Origin of the sequence: Micromonospora sp. WMMC273 (assembly GCF_027460285.1) — a bacterium.
Taxonomy (GTDB): Bacteria; Actinomycetota; Actinomycetes; order Mycobacteriales; family Micromonosporaceae; genus Micromonospora; species Micromonospora aurantiaca.
The window spans coordinates 2076060-2094395 of the sequence record NZ_JAPZBE010000001.1; the positions used below are offsets into that span (position 1 = coordinate 2076060).

Annotated in this window: 13 protein-coding genes and 1 CRISPR repeat array; of the genes, 4 read left to right on the forward strand and 9 right to left on the reverse strand. The window is 70.1% G+C overall.

Annotated elements, in window-relative coordinates:
- Positions 1-5 precede the first annotated feature (5 nt).
- From O7611_RS09845 to O7611_RS09875, 7 genes are all read right to left on the reverse strand, one after another.
- On the reverse strand, positions 6-1292 hold the full coding sequence (locus O7611_RS09845; RefSeq protein WP_269696634.1) for a lanthionine synthetase C family protein: 1287 nt from the start codon (positions 1290-1292) through the stop codon (positions 6-8).
- Positions 1289-4396 carry a lantibiotic dehydratase gene (locus tag O7611_RS09850; RefSeq protein WP_209961315.1) on the reverse strand — a complete coding sequence of 1036 codons (3108 nt, stop codon included), beginning with the start codon at positions 4394-4396 and terminating at the stop codon, positions 1289-1291. Before O7611_RS09850 ends, O7611_RS09845 begins: the two co-directional genes overlap by 4 nt.
- 98 nt (positions 4397-4494) lie before the next feature.
- Entirely contained in the window at positions 4495-4653 is a 159-nt protein-coding gene (fxlA, locus tag O7611_RS09855) for an FxLD family lanthipeptide (RefSeq protein ID WP_187692502.1), read from the reverse strand.
- A gap of 83 nt (positions 4654-4736) precedes the next feature.
- The gene (locus tag O7611_RS09860) at positions 4737-5435 is read right to left on the reverse strand and encodes a GNAT family N-acetyltransferase (protein ID WP_269696635.1); all 699 of its coding nucleotides are present in this window, start codon (positions 5433-5435) and stop codon (positions 4737-4739) included.
- A 14-nt stretch (positions 5436-5449) separates the two neighbouring features.
- Positions 5450-6943, reverse strand: a complete 1494-nt coding sequence (locus tag O7611_RS09865) for an APC family permease (protein WP_269696636.1) — start codon at positions 6941-6943, stop codon at positions 5450-5452.
- A gap of 37 nt (positions 6944-6980) precedes the next feature.
- Positions 6981-7718: a GOLPH3/VPS74 family protein gene (locus tag O7611_RS09870; RefSeq protein WP_269696637.1), complete on the reverse strand. Its 738-nt coding sequence runs from the start codon at positions 7716-7718 to the stop codon at positions 6981-6983.
- Entirely contained in the window at positions 7715-7948 is a 234-nt protein-coding gene (locus O7611_RS09875; protein ID WP_269696638.1) for a hypothetical protein, read from the reverse strand. The genes O7611_RS09870 and O7611_RS09875 overlap by 4 nt, the downstream gene beginning before the upstream one ends.
- A 747-nt stretch (positions 7949-8695) precedes the next feature.
- Here O7611_RS09875 and O7611_RS09880 point away from each other — a divergent pair.
- Together O7611_RS09880 and O7611_RS09885 are read left to right on the forward strand one after the other, a co-directional pair.
- The gene (locus O7611_RS09880) at positions 8696-9931 is read left to right on the forward strand and encodes a helix-turn-helix domain-containing protein (protein WP_269696639.1); all 1236 of its coding nucleotides are present in this window, start codon (positions 8696-8698) and stop codon (positions 9929-9931) included.
- Positions 9928-10632 carry a creatininase family protein gene (locus O7611_RS09885; protein WP_269696640.1) on the forward strand — a complete coding sequence of 235 codons (705 nt, stop codon included), beginning with the start codon at positions 9928-9930 and terminating at the stop codon, positions 10630-10632. The genes O7611_RS09880 and O7611_RS09885 overlap by 4 nt, the downstream gene beginning before the upstream one ends.
- A gap of 953 nt (positions 10633-11585) precedes the next feature.
- A CRISPR array of direct repeats spans positions 11586-13506; the repeat unit is 28 nt; unit sequence GGATCACCCCCGCGTGCGCGGGGAGCAG.
- A 346-nt stretch (positions 13507-13852) separates the two neighbouring features.
- On the opposite strand, the gene O7611_RS09890 is transcribed toward O7611_RS09885, so the two are convergent.
- Complete coding sequence (locus O7611_RS09890) at positions 13853-15940, reverse strand: N-6 DNA methylase (RefSeq protein ID WP_269696641.1); 2088 nt, start codon at positions 15938-15940, stop codon at positions 13853-13855.
- Between the two features lie 100 nt (positions 15941-16040).
- Between O7611_RS09890 and O7611_RS09895 the strand changes: the two genes are divergently transcribed.
- Together O7611_RS09895 and O7611_RS09900 are read left to right on the forward strand one after the other, a co-directional pair.
- On the forward strand, positions 16041-16211 hold the full coding sequence (locus O7611_RS09895) for a hypothetical protein (RefSeq protein ID WP_269696642.1): 171 nt from the start codon (positions 16041-16043) through the stop codon (positions 16209-16211).
- A gap of 96 nt (positions 16212-16307) precedes the next feature.
- Positions 16308-16952, forward strand: coding sequence for a hypothetical protein (locus tag O7611_RS09900; protein ID WP_269696643.1), 645 nt, complete (start codon positions 16308-16310; stop codon positions 16950-16952).
- Here the strand turns inward: O7611_RS09900 and O7611_RS09905 are convergent.
- On the reverse strand, positions 16900-18204 hold the full coding sequence (locus O7611_RS09905) for a serine/threonine-protein kinase (RefSeq protein ID WP_269696644.1): 1305 nt from the start codon (positions 18202-18204) through the stop codon (positions 16900-16902). The genes O7611_RS09900 and O7611_RS09905 overlap by 53 nt on opposite strands.
- Between the last annotated feature and the right edge of the window lie 132 nt (positions 18205-18336).

Consider the following 18336-nt stretch of genomic DNA (forward strand, 5'->3'; position numbering starts at 1 on the left):
CGTCCTCACGACAGGAGATGGGCGATGGGGGCGGTGAGTAGGCAGGCGTCCCAGGAACTGGTGTGCACGCCCGCGCTGCTGCAGCTGAGGGCCGCCAGCGCGATGCCGGCGGCGCCTTCGAGCAGGCCAGGGCTCGCGGCGACCAGCGCAGCTGCGGCACGTCGAGGCCCGGCGCCGTCCGGGTCGAGCGCGCCGAGAAGCCGAGGGACCAGCACGCCGAGGGTCCCGGCGGTGTCGGGCAGGGCGTCGGCGGCCATCCGGTGCGCGATGTGGGCCAGGCCGGCGTGGCCGTGGCAGAGCGACGGGTCGGTGGTCGCCGCGAGCTGGCACGGGTCAGCGAGAGCGCGTACGAGTGTGCCTTCGGCCGTGGCGCGGCGGACGTGATCGTTCAGGGCCAGGGCGGCGAGTTGCTGGGCGCGCGCCAGGCCGGCGGTGCCGTAGCACCAGGACGGCCGCTGCACGCGGTGGGTCGCGGCGCGGTCCGCCCGGAGTTGCGGTCTGGTGATCCAGTACGGCCAGAGCGCACCGGCCATGGATTCGTGACGCCATCGGTCGAGCCAGGCGCAGATCGTTGCGATGGCAGCGGTCTGACCGTCGACGACAATGCCGTGCAGGGCCCCGAGCGCCAGTAGCGCCAAGGGCCCGGCGATGCCGTGGGCCGTGCCGTTGTTGCCGTGTCCGCCGGGGAAGCGGGAGTCGGCGCGGCCGGAGGGCCCGCTGCCGGTCCACCAGCCTGGTAACACCTCGCTGCCGACGGGTAGGGGCTGCGTCAGCCGGACCAGATACCCGAGCACCGCGGGCAGTTCCTCTCCGTCGGGTGCTCGGCGGAGCAGGTACGCCCCGACCCCGGCCAATCCTCGGATGGCGTCGAACTCGGCGAGCGCCGGTAGTTCCCCGACGTCGATGCGGGCGTGCGCGGCGGCCACGCGGCGCCGGGCATCCGCGGCTATCACCTGGTCGAGCTCCTCGAGTGCGTGCGCATAGGCGCCGGGCCGGTGGGTGGCGGCGCAGGCGAGGACGTGAGCGAGCGCGGGTGCGCCGTGGAAGGGGTGGCTGTCGGGGCCCGCCGTTACCGGTTGGCTGGTAGCGGCGGTGAGCCAGTGGTGGGCGCGTTGCCAGGGTCTTAGCCCTGCCGCTGCCAGCTCGACGTGCAGCAGGGCGATGCCGGGTACGCCGAGGGCGAGTGACTGCTGCCACCAGGGTTGCCGGATCGGCAGCCGTGGGTCGTCGGGATGGGCGAGCAGATCGGCGACTGCGACAGCGAGGTCGTGGCTCTCGTACGGAAGGGTCATGGCCGGCTCCGGGCGAAGTAGGCCAGGGCGGCGGCGCGGGCGAGGTAGCGGCACCGGTCCTCGTCGTCGAAGTCGATGCCGACCGCGCGGATGTAGTGGGCGTGCATGAGGGAGCCGAGGACGTCGTCGCTGTTGATGCCGTCGGTGTGCGGTCCGGGTAGGTGGGTCCGGTAGACGGCGAGGGCGATGTCGCGGTTCTTCCAGGCGTCGACGATGGCGGTGCCGCCGGGGACAGCACGCAGTGCGGCCCAGTCGTCGCCGGGGTGGGCGAGTCGTACGGCTTCGTGGAACAGCGGCCGCTCGACGGGCTGCGGCGCGGTCGCGGGTACGTGGTCGATGAGCCAGCGCATGCCGGCGTCAACGCTGCCGGTGTAGGCGACGGCGATAGCGGCGATCTGCGCGGCAACGAGTGCCTGTCGGCTCGGGCGGACGGGCTGGCGTAGCTGCATGAGGACGGCGTGGGAGTCGGCGATGAAGACCGTCTCCGCGGCCTGCATGGCCGCGCCGGATCCCCACCGCCCGGTCTCGGGGTACGAGGTGGCGTACTGGACCTCCCGCAGCAGGCCACGTCGGCGTAGATCGTCGGCCCATGCGCTGACACGTCCGGCGGCCGGTCCGAATGCCGACGGTTCGGGCAGGACGATGCGGAGGCGGAGATGCTGGTCAGGGTCGCGGAACCGGAGGAACCACCAGTCCGGCGGCACCTCCCACTCGGCGAACAGTCGAGGTAGATGCTCGGCGAGGAGGAGGTCTTGCCGGCGGATGTCTCCGTAGAGCTTCGCGAGCAGGAGCCGGGAGGTGCCGGGACTGAGGCCTTGGTCTCGTCCGATGACGCGGGCCGGGATCGGTGTGGGCAGGGGCGGCCAGGGTGGTCGCTCGGTGGCGTGCAGCGTCAGGATGACCTCATGCGGACGGCCGCCGCACCAGCCGAGGTCCTGCGGGCTGGGTGCTTCCACGAGGACCGCTCGCGGTGCGGTGAGCAGGTGGGTGCGCAGCAGGACGCGGTGCGCGGACTCGTCGAGGTCCAGCGGCAGGCGCCGGTCGGCTTCAACCAGCTGCACCAGGCGGGGCAGGCGCCGGCGGGCCCGCCACTGGTCGAGGGCGTCGTCCCAGGCGTACCAGGGCTGCCGCCGGTCGGGCAGCTCGGTAGCCTCCAGCCGCCAGGTGGCGGGGGCGAGGATCGCGCGCCCGTAGCGGATGCGGGGAAGGAACGGCAGCTTGGCCCGGGCGGCGGCGCCCCAGTCGAAAGCGGTGACCTGGGCGCACTGGGCGCGGCCGAGTTCGATGAGGAACCGGGCCAGTGGTGGGGTGTGGATGCGCAGGTTGAGCGCGTGCATGCCCACGGTTTCGATTCGGTGGCCGTGGTCGGGTGCGGCGAGGTACATGCGTCGGCCGTCGCAGCCCACCGCCAGGTCGTCCACGGTGAGTACCGCTCGGTTCGGGCGCCGGTGCTCGGCCAGGCTGATGACGGTGGGCAGGATCTGCATGCAGCGGGTGACGTGGGCGGTCGCGGGATCCAGCGGCGGGAACGACATCTGGGCGGGCACCGTGCCGTGATCGGCGGTGGGCAGGTCGGTCAGGCCAGCGGCCAGCTTCGCCGCGTCGACCGCCCGCAGCACGCTGAGGAACCGGCCGGTGAGTCCGCCGGCGCCCCGGGACACGGAGGTGACCTCGACGGTGAACCTGCCGCGCGCCAGGGCGGCTTCGTCGGCGGCGTGCACGCGGACGCTCGCCTCCAGGTGTGCCGGCAGCCGCAGCTGTGGCGGTCCCAACTCCAGTTCTGCGATCAGCTCCTCGTCGAGCAGCACCTCGTCCGCGCCGTTCAGGGCGGCGCGCTGGGCGAGGGCGAGGAGCAGCTCGTCGCGGCGGGACAGGGGTGATCGTGGCTCGTCTGCTGGGGTGCCGGGGTATCCGTCCGGGAAGCCGATGCCGCTGTCCGGGTCGACGACGTCGCGTACCGGCATGAGCGAGCCGATCCCGTACCGCTCGTAGAAGCGCTGATGGTAGGCCCGCCACGCGGCGGTGCCGTAGGGGTGGGCGCTGAGCCGGGTCAGTGCCAGGACGGCGCGTTCGACCTCCCGCGCCACCTGCTCCGGCAGCGTGACCGACGCGTCCAGTCGGAGATCCACCGCGAGAGGCTCGTGGACGGAGATGCCGAGGTCGCGCATCCGGGAGGTCACCTGGGCGCGCGTCTCGCGGCCGTCTGCGTCGTGGGCGGTGCAGTGGCGTCGCAGCGCGGTGTGGATGTCGCGCAGGGCGCGGACCAGGTCGGCGACCGCCGCGATGCCGCCGGCCTCGACGTCGTCGAGCTGGAGCAGCAGGTACGCCAGGGCGTCGGGTTCCGTGCCGGGCGCGCGCAGGCTGGTGATCAGCGCGCCGCGGGTGATCAGCTCGGCGAGCATACCCTCAACGGTCGCCGTTGCGGCGTGCGGGAACGCGGCACACAGCTGCGCGGACAGTGCTTCCACCCGGATCGGGGCGTGGGCGGCGGTGATCGCGGCGCGGACCGGCGCGGTGTACCGCAGCGACACCTCCACAGCCGTCGTGCCCTGCGGTCGGGCGTCCGGCTGGTAGGGCAGGACGAGCCGGTCGTCGCGTACCGTCATGGTGTTGTTCGCGACCACCGGGAGCCGGGCGACCAGGTCCGGGCATCGTTCCAGGTGGGTGATCACGTCGGCGAGCCACGCGGCGCCCGCCCGGGCGACGGCCTGGTGTGCGGTGCCCCATCGGGTGGGCGAGCGTGATCCGAACACGGCGGGTGCCACCCCGGCGAGGAGACCGAACGGGGTCGGCCGGCCGCGTAGGCGCTGCGTGTAGCGGGCGACCGCCTGGATAACCCGCCGGGTCTCCCGGACGGTGAGGGCCTCGTCGGCGCACAGCCTGGCGACCTGCGCGGCGAGTACCGGGCTGGCGTGGCTGATCGCGTCCACGATGGTTTCGTTCGTCCACACCTGCCGCAGCCATGCCACCCAGCCGGGGACGAGGGCGTCGCGTGGTTCGGTCAGGTCGGGCCACGGCGGCAGGTCGATGTCGGGGTGGGCGGCCGCGCGGACGAGCGCGGCACCGGTCGACCGGTATGCCGGAGAGCCTGTGGGAGAGCGCACGCTGCACCTCGGTTGGATGTCGGTTGGGGTGCCGGCCGGCGCGGAGAGTGGGGGCGTGTTGCCGCGCCGGCCGGCCTTTCGGGGGGAGGGTTCTTCGGTCAGGCGACGTTTGTGGTGCAGGCGGTACAGGTGCTGCCGCAGCCGTCGTCGGTCAGGTTGACCAGGCCGGCGACGTCCGCCACCTCCAGCAGGCTGACGTCCAGGTCGAAGTCCCCGCCGTCGGTGGCCGTGGTCTGCTCCGCGGTGCTGGTGGACATGTCTTCCTCCGATCTCGAGATCTCCCCGGGCCGCGGTGACCCGAGGTGGTGCCGGGTGGCCGCGTCCCGGTGACGCGTCACCCCTACCGCCCGATGCGGACGGAGCTTGAAGCGGCAGTCGGCTGGGTTCGCCGACGTGGTCGTTGCTCGGTGTCGGGAAACGCCGCCGTGCCGGCGGCGTCGGCCGGCCCGCGCCACATCCGCCAGATCGTGGGTCCGCTGATGGGCAGGATCAGCGGCGGTCCAGCCCGGTAGCCGAGCCGCAGGTACAGCCTGCGGTTGCGCATGTTGCTGGCCTCCAGGTAGGCGGGCAGCCCCAGCGCGTCGAGCCGGCGGTGGTAGCTGTCGAGCAGGGCGGTTCCGACGCCGGAGCTCTGTTGGTCGGGGCTGACCGCCACGTACGCGAGGTAGTGGTGCGGTTCGCGGGGGTGGAACACGTCGAACATGGCCTCGAGGAGGATGAACTTCGGCGCGTACGGTCCGGTGGCGGCTTCCACCGCTGCCTGGTGCTCCGGCGGCGCCGCGGGTGGAGGTACGGGCCGGGCGTACCAGATCGCGACGGCGGACCGGTCGGTGGTGGTGTCGACGTGGCCGTGGGCGAGACCGTGACGCAGGACGAGGGTGAAGTACCGGCGGTAGACGGCGCGACGGTCGTCATGGTCGGGGACCAGCCAGTCGGCGACCGGCCCGTCGAAGAACGCGTCGACGAGTACGGAGACCAAGGGGTCGATGTCGGCGGGAGTGGCGCGACGGATGCTCACGCCGGTGCTGGGGACGGTCATGGTGAGCTCCTTGTTCAGACCGGCAGGCGGAAGCTGTCGGTGCGGCGCAGGGGCGCGGTGGCGCTGTCGGCGCCGAGTCCGATGGCGTCATAGACCTGCGGCCGCGTTGCGCGCAGGACCAACGCCCAGGCGGTGCCGGCGAGGGCGGCGATGGCGTAGGTGGCCGGGAAGAGCCAGCGCAGCGGTGAGTGCACGTCGACGCCGAGGAGGATGTCGAACTCCCGTAGCGTGGCGGCGAGAAACCCGGTCAGCGTGAGCGTGGCGAGCAGCGGCGCGGCGAAGGCAGGCCACCAGCCCTCGCCGTGGGCGATGCGGGCGAAGAAGCCGATCACGGCGGCGGAGGTGACGGTCATGAGGATCAGGACGCCGAGGCCACCGGTCACCGTGACCCAGAAGAACAGGTGCACGATCGGGTCCGCGCCGGCAGTGGCGTAGGCGATGAGGACGACCACCGCGAGAATGCTCTGCAGGATCGAGCCGACCTTCGGGGCGCCGGTGCGGCGGCTGGTCCGGCCCAGTACGCCGGGCAGGACCCGCTCCCGGCCGAGAGCGAACAGATACCGGGCGACGGTGTGGTGGAAGCTCAGCAGCGCGGCGAACAGGCTGGTGATGAACAGGACCCGCCCGACGGTCACGATGCTGGACCCGAGGTGCGGTGAGACGAGATTGAAGATGAGGTCGGTGCCGTCGGTGCGGGCCGCATCGACGATCCTGTCCGGGCCGGTGGCGACGGACATCGCCCAGGCGGACAGGCCGTAGAGCAGGCCGGTGGCGGCCACCGCGATGTAGGTGGCCCGGGCGACCGTCCGACGTGGGTCCCTGGTCTCCTCGGAGAACACCACAGTGCCCTCGAAGCCGACGAAACCCGTGATGGCCGTGACCAGTGCGGCGCCGATACCCGCGGCGAGGATGTGCGACGGGGCGAGGGTGTCGAAGGTGACCGTCCCGCCGGCGGGGTGCCCGACCATCACCGCGTCGAAGACCAGCGCGACCGCGCACTCGGCGACGAGCATGACCGCCAGGACCTTGCCGTTGAGGTCGATGCGCAGCACGCCCAGCACGGCCACCACGGCCCACCCGATCAGCGCCGGCACCCACCAGGTGACGTGCAGGCCGTACTGATCACGCAGGAACGTCGCGAGGACCGCGCCGAACCCGCCGTACAGGCCGATCTGCATCGCGTTGTACGCCACCAGCGCGACCATGGCCGCGCCGACGCCGGCCGGCCGGCCGAGCCCTCGGGTGACGTAGGTGTAGAACGCGCCGGCGTTGACGATCCGCCGGGACATGGCCACGAACCCGACCGCGAACAGCGCCAGCACGGCCGCGACGACGAGGTACGCCACCGGAATACCCGAGACGCCGGTGACGGCGTAGCCGGTGGTCGCACCGCCGGCGACCACCGTCAGCGGCGCGGCGGCGGCGATGACGAAGAACACCACCGAGGGGATCCCGAGCCGGCCCCGCGCCAGAACTTCGGAAACAGTGTCAGTAGTCGAATGCGACATCAGGTCTCTTTCGCGAAGAGTGGATGGGGTGTTGCCGTCAGGAGGTGCGGTGGCTCAGGACCGCGCCGCCGACGACGCTGCCGAGATCGGCGAGCAGATCCCGCAAGGGCGGCCACGACTGCTCGACCAACCGCCGCAGATGCGAGCGAACCGCCAGCGAGGCGCCGTCGAGCAGCGTCGTGTCCAGCTGGGTGTGCAGCGCCAGGCCGGCCAGGGCGAGGTCCACGCCGTTCAAGCTCCGGCCGTTGCGCAGGTGCTGGGACAGCCGCGCCCACGACCAGGCCGCGGTGTTGATGTCGGTCGGCACGTACAGGGTGCGTTGCCGCCAGAACGGGCCCGCCTGCTGCGGTCGCACCAGACCCGACTGCCACATCCGCTGGGCGACCTGCTCGTAGGCGGACGAGCCGAGGAAGGCCAGCCACACCCGTGTCGCGGTGTGCTGCTGCTCGGCCGCGATCCGGTCCAGGACCAGGTGCTGGAGCCAATCCTGCGGCGGCCGGATGTCCTTGACGCGCACGTGCCCGCGCTCGAACGTGATCCGCCCGCCGTAGTAGAGCTCGACGAGCAGCCCAGCGGCCAGGCCGTGCGCCACCGCCGAGTCGAACAACCGAGGGCGACCGGTCCGGTCGTCGTGGCACATGAAGAAGAACTCGTCCGCGATCCGGCTGGTCCGCTCGGAGGCGGCGCCGGCGGGCACCGGACGGGGGACCGGGACAGGCTCGGAACGGACGTACGAGGCGGCGTGCTCGTCAGCGGCGCCGAGGGCTGGATTCACCGCGGCCGGCCTTCCTGAATCGTGTCGTCTACGGGGTCGAGAAGCTGGAGCTGTACGAGGAGGCGACGGCCACCGGGATGACGGGACAGCTCCTCCAGCGCCCACTCGTTCTGGCGACATTCGCCGTCGTGGCACTGAAGGCAGGCTCCGCCCTCCTTGTGGGCGAGCACGGTCCGGCGAGCCGCGTCGAAGCGGTCGACGGGACGGTCGCTCTCCTCGGCGCCGGTCACGGGGCGGGGTCGCGGCAGGGCAGCGAGGCGGCGGAGGCACGCGGCGCGGACCGAGGCAGGTGCCTGCTGCTGCATTCGTGGTCCGGCTCGTCGCGAAGCCGGGCGAGCGTCGCGATGCTGGCGATGCCGAAAGGCGCGAAAGACTGACTATCCTGCCCGGAGACGAACCATTTGATACGCGTCATCCCGTCACCTCCTCATGGGATGCGCGGCCGGGCCTCTCCCGGCTCCGGCCACGCCCCCGGTTGATGGGTGCAGGGACCGTTCGCGCGCCGGAGAGGCGCCGGTCCTGCACTTGCTGGTGCCTGACCAGCCAACGAAAGGTGGACCGGTGTCGGGAACGGTCGGGATTGGATCTACGACACTGCGTTGACATGCTCGGTCTACTGATCAGGAGGGTCCTACTCCTGGAAGTCGACGGCGCCTGCGGCGAGACCCTTCAGGGCTGGCTGCCGTGCCGACCGGCACGTTGAGCGACGGAAAGAATGTCGGAGGATTGTCGGAATCCGCCGACCCCCTTACCGACAACCCCAGTGACGGGATCCCCTGAAATCCGTCACGATCCGACCAGCAACGCGCACGCTGCTCGTCGTCATCCGGGACGAGGGCGCGGGAACATCAAGGGCCATTCGCTGGCGGCCGGAGCGCATACGCTACCGGCAGGCTGTTGAGTGCCAGCTCGACTGAGGAGCAGTGTTGCTTGCTGCCGACATTCGCAACCGCCGAGGAGAAGGGTGCCAGGTGCCGATGGGCGACGTAGACGGTTGGCGGACGCTCGGCGTCCGGCTAGCGCAGCTTCGACGCGCGGCCGGCTACAACCAGCACTCCTTCGCACCCCTGACTGGCTACGCCCGCAGCACGATCGCGAACGTCGAGACCGGCCGGCAGAGGGCGCCGCGTGAGTTCTGGCAGCGCTGCGACGAGCTCCTCGGGGCAGCCGGCTCACTGCTCAGCCTTTATGACCAGGCGATGCGCCAACAGCAGGCTCCGCCCCCCATGCCTGAGGAAGCGGAGCTCGAAGCCGTCGACACGCATGCTGCGCCCACCGCGGTGGCAAGAACGTCGACGAGTCCTGTTGACCCCGCCATCGTGCCGCACTGGATGAGCATGCTCCGCATCCTCGCCGCTTCCCACGACGCGTTCGGCCCACGTCGGCTCCACGACGTCGTTCGGGGTGAGCTGAACATCATCCGAAGGCATCGCGCCGGCGCAGCCGGGCAAACCCTGCGGGAGCTGCTGCGGGTCGAGTCGCGGTGGGCGGAGTTCGCCAGCTGGACCGCCGACAACCTCGGCGACAGCCAGGATGCAGCGTACTGGTTGCGGCAGTCACTATCGATGGCCCGAGAAGCGGCTGACGGCAGGATGGCGACCTACGTCCTCATGCGGCAGGCGCAGCGCGCTGTCGAGAGAGGGGACAGCGCCCAAGCTATCGCCCTCGCCGAGTTCGCCGATGCCAGGAAGGAGCCGACAGCTCGTGATCGGGCGCTGTGCGCCGTCCGAACCGCCCAGGCCGCCGCGCTCGCTGGACAACGAGCGCGCTGCCAATCCGCGCTGCAGAAGGCGCATTCACTGGTAGGGGATGCCGAAGGCCTCGACGACCCAGACACCATCGGCCTGCACTGCACCCGCACCTACGTGCTGGCGTACGAAGGGCAATGTCATCTGATACTGGGCCAGGCGAAGCAGTCTATCGCTGTTCTTGAAGCTGTGCTGAGGGCCTGGCCATCCGCGTACCGGCAGGACGAAGCGCTCGCCCGCGCCTGGCTCGCAACCGGCTACGCGAACCTCGGTCGAGTGGATGAAGCTGCTGACCAGGGCGAGCAGGCGCTCACTATCGCACTCGATGCCGGATCTATCCGTCTGATCAAGGCGCTGAGTCGTGTGGAGCACGAGCTCAGGTCTCGACGAGTGACGGATGAGGCGCAGCGTTTCCGCGACCGACTTGCCCTTGCGGATCAAGTAGTCGGCAGAATGGGCCAGTGAACCTATGGACCACAGCAACGACCACGGAGGCCGGCCGCCACGCCGCATCAGTAGCCGTTCTGCCAGTCGGCAGCTTTGAGCAGCATGGTTCCCACCTCCCGCTGGCCACGGACACGATCGTCGCCAGCGCGATCGCCGCAGCCGTAGCTGATCGCTACGACCTGCTGCTACTCCCACCGATCACGATCTCCTGCTCACACGAGCACGCCGCCTGGCCCGGAACGGTGAGCATCTCCGCACGCACCCTAGACGCGATCATCACCGATGTGAGGGAGTCGCTTCAGCGCTCGGGCGTGGAGCGCCTCGTCATCGTGAACGGCCACGGCGGGAACTACGTGCTCTCGAATATCGTGCAGCAGGCCAACGTCGCCGGACCTCAGCTCGCGCTATTCCCGAATCGGACAGCCTGGGAGGCTGCATGCCAGCATGCCGGCATCGTGAGCACCCTGCATGACGACATGCACGCCGGGGAGATCGAGACCTCGATTCTGCTTCACGTGGCGCCGGAGACCGTGCGCGACGGCTACGAGCTGGGCGATCACGTCGCCGAGCATCCGCACCTGCTCACGCTTGGAATGGGCGCTTACACCGAGTCCGGGGTGATCGGACGTCCCTCACTCGCAGCGAGTGGCAAGGGGCAGCGGATCGTTGAAAGCCTGAGCGCTAGCTTCCGGAACACGTTGAACTTGTTGGTGTCGTAATACCTGCATTTTGGAGGAACAGAACTCGACGAGGTGAACGATTTAGCCCTGCATGCGCGGGGCGCGGTCGCGGCGATCCGCGTTCCCCGTCTCGGCCTGGGGATCACCGCTGCGTGCGCGGGGAGCAGAACACGAGAGACCGACCCTGTGCATCCACGACAGGATCACCCCCGCGTGCGCGGGAGCAGGGGCATCAGGCCACCTCCGCCCTGAGTAGCGCCGCATCACCCCCCGCGTGCGCGAGGAGCAGCGCAGGAGGTATTTCCCGTGCCGGGCCTTCGGGGGATCACCCCCGCGTGCGCGGGGAGCAGACGGCAAGCTCTTCGGCTTCCACCTTGGCCTGCGAATCACCCCCGCGTGGCCGGGGAGCAGGGGCCCGGCTTCCGGCGCACCGAGCCGTCACGGGGATCACCCCCGCGTGCGCGGGGAGCAGATGTGAACCGTGGTCAGGGCGCGCTCGGCGGGAGGATCACCCCCGCGTGCGCGGGGAGCAGGGCGAGGTCTACCGGGACCCGTGGGGTCTCGGGGGATCACCCCCGCGTGCAGCGGGGAGCAGGCCACGACCTGCTCGCTGCCCTCGATGCCGCGCGGATCACCCCCGCGTGCGCGGGGAGCAGGCCCGGTCGCGGTTGCGGCCGGGCTTCGTCGTGGGATCACCCCCGCGTGCGCGGGGAGCAGACTCGGGCAACTCCACCGGGGCGCCTCCCTACGGGATCACCCCCGCGTGCGCGGGGACCAGCGGGCACGTTGAGGGAGGCGAGCACGGTCAGGAGGATCACCCCCGCGTGCGCGGGGAGCAGTGACATCGAACGCCTCCAGGGCTCCCTGGAGACGGATCACCCCGCGTGCGCGGGGAGCAGTGACATCGAACGCCTCCAGGGCTCCCTGGAGACGGATCACCCCGCGTGCGCGGGGAGCAGTTCGTGCGCGGCGGCTTCTCCATGGACACCGGCGGATCACCCCCGCGTGCGCGGGGAGCAGACTCCGTGCCCGGGGCGGACGGGGCCATGGGTGGGATCACCCCCCGCGTGCGCGGGGAGCAGGGACCCTCTGGTCCAACCTGGCGGACGCCACCGGGATCACCCCGCGTGCGCGGGGAGCAGCCCTGATCCCACGTCTCGCGCAGCACCTCGACCGGATCACCCCCGCGTGCGCGGGGAGCAGGCCACCTGGAAGGTGTCACCGACCTGCATCGCGGGATCACCCCCGCGTGCGCGGGGAGCAGGACGCGGTCGCCTACTTCAACAACGCCGCGCAGGGATCACCCCCGCGTGCGTGGGGAGCAGTTCTCGGCCGCGCTGCCGAACTGGTTGGCGAGGGAATCACCCCCGCGTGCGCGGGGAGCAGGTTCGCGTTCAGGTCGCCACGCCGCCGACTACGGGATCACCCCCGCGTGCGCGGGGAGCAGGTGCGCGCGAGTCCGCGGCGCACGGCCTGCCGGGGATCACCCCCCGCGTGCGCGGGGAGCAGGGACAGGTACTCGTGCACCTCGTCCACCTCGCGGGATCACCCCCGCGTGCGCGGGGAGCAGGGGGGCGGGGTCTTGCTGGAGCGGATCTGCGGGGGATCACCCCCGCGTGCGCGGGGAGCAGTCGAAGTCCTCGGGCGTCTTCGCCTCGGAGAGCGGATCACCCCCGCGTGCGCCGGGAGCAGAAGATCAACGGGGACGCGACCAACGGCGTGCGGGGATCACCCCCGCGTGCGCGGGGAGCAGCCCCGACCCCCACCCCGACCGCCAGCACGATCCAGGATCACCCCCGCGTGCGCGGGGAGCAGGCGCTGCCGTTGCCACCGGCCGATAGCGCCGTGGGATCACCCCCGCGTGCGCGGGGAGCAGGCCGACAGCACCTCCACCGACCGGGGGATCCCGGGATCACCCCCGCGTGCGCGGGGAGCAGGTCCGCCGCCCGGACTGCGTAGCGCTGCATGCCGGATCACCCCCGCGTGCGCGGGGAGCAGGCTGCGATGAATCTCAGCCCTGTGACTGAGACGGGATCACCCCCGCGTGCGCGGGGAGCAGCCGTCCTGTAGCCCAGCGCAGTACCAGAGCCGGGGATCACCCCCGCGTGCGCGGGGAGCAGCCCGGCGTTGCCGCGGCTACTGCCCACCCGCGGGGATCACCCCCGCGTGCGCGGGGAGCAGGCACCGGCAGGCACCAGGGCACCGCACCATGTCGGATCACCCCCGCGTGCGCGGGGAGCAGGTAGGGCTGCGCGACCATCTTGGAGGTGCCGAAGGATCACCCCCGCGTGCGCGGGGAGCAGGCGGACGCCTGCTTCGCGTCGAGCTGCGCCTGGGGATCACCCCCGCGTGCGCGGGGAGCAGGCCGGGCCCCGCCTCCCCACACGCAAGGTCAACGGATCACCCCCGCGTGCGCGGGGAGCAGCTCTTCGGGAACGTCGCCTTGCTCTGCGCCGGCGGATCACCCCCGCGTGCGCGGGGAGCAGCACCGGCGACGCCCACCACACCATCCCGGTCGGGGATCACCCCCGCGTGCGCGGGGAGCAGGTGGTGAACGAGGTGGTGGTGCCGGCCGCCGAGGGATCACCCCCGCGTGCGCGGGGAGCAGGTCTCCTCGCTGTACCGGATGGCGTGCGACCGGGGATCACCCCCGCGTGCGCGGGGAGCAGCATGAGCGGCGCGACGCTCTCGCGCATGTTGGCGGATCACCCCCGCGTGCGCGGGGAGCAGCGGATCCACGGCCGCACACGCGATCATGTGCCGGGATCACCCCCGCGTGCGCGGGGAGCAGGCGATCCCGTACCGGTTCGACCGGGGCGGCAACGGATCACCCCCGCGTGCGCGGGGAGCAGAAAAGCGACCCGCACGGCATCGACATGTCCGCGGGATCACCCCCGCGTGCGCGGGGAGCAGACTACTTGACCTGCGGCGCTAAAGATCGACTTCCAGGATTTCGTTCACAAGGGCCTGCAAGATCATCCTTTCGGCGCCGGCTGACCATAGGAGGTCGGTACTCGCAATAGAGTAGTTGGTGCGGCCGACGCAGGGCGAGCGGCGGACACGACGACGACTGGCGATAACAGGGGGCGCGCCCAGACGCTGACGCCCTAGTAGGGGCTGCCGATAGCCAAGAGGGCGATGTGACGTGTGGAGCCGTCGCACCAGCGTGCCGGACTCTGGACACGTCCGAATACGGCAGCTGCCGGCGCAGCGGTTCGCCGTGATTCTCTAGAGCCCAGCCCGCTGTCTGTGGGCAGGCCTACTCGATGTCGGGGAGTTCGAGGTTCCCGCCGAAGAGGTTGTCGCCCACTTCTCGCGCGAGTGCCGCTCCGGCCTTCGCAGTCTCTTCAAGGGCCGTACGGAAGTCGACGAGCTTTCGGAATGCTTCGCCGTATGCCTGCTGCTGGGCCAAAGGAAGTACCGGGATGGTCAGGCGCTTCACGTCGATGCGTACCGAGCCGGTGGAGGCTCGGCCGGCGACCCGCACGTTGTCTGTAAGGGACAGAACACCCGCGATGAACCAGGGGTCGAATCGGGTGTTGTCGACGCGTACGAGCTGAACCCCTGGGCCCAGTGCCGCGCCGATCTGCTCTGTCGTGGCGACCCGTGCATGCACCTTCGTGCCGATGGCTGGCATGAGTATGTCGCCGGCGTGAACCAGTGGCGATGCGTCGTCGGCGTCACGGCTTGTTGATCCACTTGCGGGGCTTCCGCTGATGATGTCGGCGGCGGTGAGCACCGAGGAGGTGACGGCGTTATGACTGGCTTGTCGGCGGCTGGTCGCGCGAAGCACGGAGATACTGCCCGAGCGGATCAGATCGGCAATGTCGGCTTGCGGCGCAGCGCGTAACGGTGCGACCTGCACCCCTCGTACCGCGGGAAGGTGGTCTCGCAGTTCACCCAGCAGCCGTTCGAAGCCTTCGATCCGGCGGACGATCTCGTTTGGATCGGTCGGCAGCGTGCTGGCGCGTGGCAGGTAACGCTGGGGCGTCAGGTCGACTTGATCGTCGAGCGTGTCGATGACGGGTACGGTGCGGCATACCCCCGGTTCGTCGACATGCTCACCTGACAGGTACGCATGCCAGGCTGGCTCCACGATGTTGAGGAGGGTGCGGTCGGGCAGTGCGGCTGTGGTGTCGACGACCAGAAGGCCATCGGTTGGTGTCAGATGAGCGTCGGGTTGCGTGAGGACCCAGATGTGCAGGCCGATGGCGGTCGGCGGCATGAGGCCGGCTGGTAGGGCGACAACGGCGCGAAGAGCCCCGCGGCGGATGAGCTCGGCACGGACGCGGCGCCCGGCGGGACGGGACGCAGCGGCAGGTGGCATGAGTACGACGGCGGTGCCACCAGGTGAGAGGTGGGCCAATGCGTGCTGGACCCAGGCTAGTTCGGGCTCGGTGCGCGGAGGTAGCCCGTAGACCCAGCGAGGATCGTAGGCGAGCCGATCATGGCCCCAGTCGTGAATGCCGAACGGAAAGTTCGCCACCACGACGTCGGCTCGCATATCGGTGAACGCGTCTGCGAGCAGACTGTCGCCCACATGCACCACCGGTGGGCCACTGGGGGTCCCCGCCTGTTGAGCGCGTAGCTGGACGAACCAGAGACGGAGAAGCGTGATCAGCGCGTATTGAGGTTTGATCTCCTGCGCGTAACAACGTACGTCGTTGCCTGCTCGCAGCGCCTTGTCGGCAGCCATGCGCAGGAGCGACCCGGTGCCGCTGGTGAAGTCGAAGATCCGGGCGCCGGAGCCGGTCAGCGCAAGCATGACCTCGGCGACGCTGTCGGGTGTGCCAGCCAGTCCGGACATCGAGTTGGCAGAAGTGACATACCGGTTGTGCAGATATTCGAAGGCTGCTTCCGGAGCCTGCTCCGTGGCGAGTTGCCGCACGGCTTCCAGTACGGCGGCAAGTTGTGGCGTCCACTTTGCGGGTAGAACTTGGCCGATGGCGTCGGCCAGGTTCTTGTCCAGGGCGCGTAGGCGGGCGACGAGGCGCTTCGGGTCAGGCAGTGCTTCCTCCGCCGATTCGCGCTGCCGGCGCACGAGGAGATAGGCGCCGGCGATGGCGAGCGCGTCGGTCATCTCCGCCGCCGGCTGGTAGCTCTCGATGTGTTGCCAGGCCCGTTCTCCGGCATCCGCCTTAGGTAGTCGTCCGTGCTGGAGCAGCCACTGCTCGACCTCACGTGCGTCGAAGGACGGGCTGCTCGGGGTGCCGCCGATGGGGGCCGGGAAGTCGGCGTACCTGCGGCGCCAATTGCTGACCGCCGCACGGCCGACGTTGGCGAGCCGTGCGATGCCGCTGGCGGTCAGGGTGGTCTGTCCGCGGAGCGGGTCGGCCTGTGTTGTCACACGTGAACGCTACCATGCGGGCAAGGCTTGTGTATCGCATTCACAGCCGCTACTTTGCTCCATGTTGGATTACATCCATCCAGGTTCGTGGGAGGACCCAATGCCACGTCGCGGACGCAGCACGACCGTCGGAAAGTTCGCCAAGCTGTACCAGGACCGCCGGGTCTCCGAGATCCGCATGCTCGGCGAGTCGATCCGTCTGGAGCAGTTGATGGCGTCGCCGGAACGCACCATCGAGCCCTCGATCTCGGAGCTCGTCTCAGCCCGCTGACCAGCCCTACCGCTACATTCACCGTCTACTTGAGGAGGACCATGAACACCCTTGTTCGCAGCCGTCTCGTCAGTCGCTTCGACATGCTTCCCGCCAGTGGAATACCTGCTAGCTGGCGCGCAACGCTACGGTGGTCGCGCCGACATCTCTATCGATACGCTTGCGCGGGTTCGTCTTGACCCGGACGTCGGTCGTGCTGTGGCCCGGGCGTACATGGCGGCGCCGACGTGTGAAGAGCGTGCCTTCAAGTCTTACGCCGCGTTCTGCCGAGAGACCGTGCGTCAATATCACTTCCTGGTGGGCCGAGTCGAGTTCGGCGGCCTCGGACTGGCCGTGCGCGTCGTCGACGATGACCCGTACCCGTGCGCCGAGGCCATGGCAGCCGACCTGCGGCGGCGTCGGTTGAGAGTGTGGGCGAGCGCGGCGAGCGGCAACTCGCACCCCTACCTCAGCGACGGGGAGAACGACATGTTCCGCGCGGTCCACGACGCGTTCGGGCATGCGGCCAGCGGTCGCGGCTTCGACCGTCACGGGGAGGAGGCGGCCTGGATGAAGCACGCGTCGATGTACTCAGCGCTCGCCCGGCGTGCCATGACGACAGAGACGCGAGGGCAGAACTGCGCACAGATATTCCACTACCAAGGGGCCCGATTTCCCGAGCAGAAGGCAGCTCTGCTGCCGTCGGCGTTCAGCGACCCCGGCCGGCGGCCGATCCTGGTCGGGAACCAGCAGCCGTCTTGATGTTGCCGAGCTGTGCGATCTCTTGGCGCAGCTCCGCAACGATCGCGTCGTCGGACGCGGCCACGCGCAGGCGGTCCTGCAGTAGCTTCTCCAACTGCCGGCGCGCTCGGTCGTGTTCGCCGAGGGAAACATGGGCCAGCGCGGCGCGGCGCCGGAAGTCGAGGACCAACTCGTGGCCGTCACCGTGCCGCTGTGCGACATCGTCGGCGAGTTGTCGCCACGCTCGAGCGGCGGCGCGGTGTTCCCCGGTCTCCTGGAGGCGCTCAGCCTGCTGCTTGGCCAGGTCGGCGTCCCATTCGCTCTCATGGGCCAGCGGTCCCGCGGGCGCCGCCGTCGACGTTGCCGACTGGCCGAGGACGGCAGCGTAGGCGCGCACGGGATCGATGCCGTCGGTGACGACTCCGGGCAGAGGTGGAAGGTTGTCGGCCAGCACCACGAGCGCGCGGTACGTCTCGGCCGCGCTCGTCGGCCGATCGTGCGGACTGACCGCCATCAGCGAGTAGATCAGGTCGTCGAGCTCGGCCGGAACGTCGGCGCGGAACTCGGTCGCCCGCGGCGGGGGATCCCCCATCTGGCGATGAACCGTGGTCATGGTGGTGAGGCCGTCGAAGGGCGCCCGGCCCGTGAGCACGTCGAACAACGTAGCGCCCAACCCGTACAGATCGGTGCGATGGTCGACAGGGCTGTTGGTGACCTGCTCCGGAGCCATGTAGCCGATGGTGCCGAGGATCTGGCCCGACTGCGTGATCCGCGAGTATCGCTCGTCATCTCGCATCACGGCCAGGCCGAAGTCGAGGACCTTGACGGCGCCACTGCGGTCCAGCATGACGTTGCTTGGCTTGATGTCCCGGTGAACCAGATCGATGCGCTGCGCGGCAAGCAGGACGCTGCTGATCTGGGCGCCGATGGCAGCTACCCACGCGATCGGGAGTGGGCCGTGCTCGGCGACCAGGTCCGACAGTGTGATGCCATTGATCCTCTGGAGAACCACGAAGGGCCGGCCGTCGTGCTCGCCGATGTCGTAGATGGCGGGTATGCCAGGGTGGTCGAGCCGGGCGGTCAGAAGCGCCTCTCGGCGAAAGCGACGCACCAGGTCCGCTTCCAGGGCGCCGACGACCTTGACGATCACCGGACGGTCCAATAAGGCGTCACGGGCTGGCCAGACCTCGCCCATCCCCTTGTGCGCCAACGGATACCGGCCTACCGCGTACCGACCCTTGAGGCACTCGCCCGCCACCACGTTCGTCAGCATAGCCGCCGTCCACACTTCAGCGGACTAACGACATCACCGTGAGCGTCAGCTACAAGACAGACGCTTGCAAACGCACTTCACAAGTGCTCTACTGGCGACGAGTGTGAGCCGGATGGATGTCTCTTCCGGCGG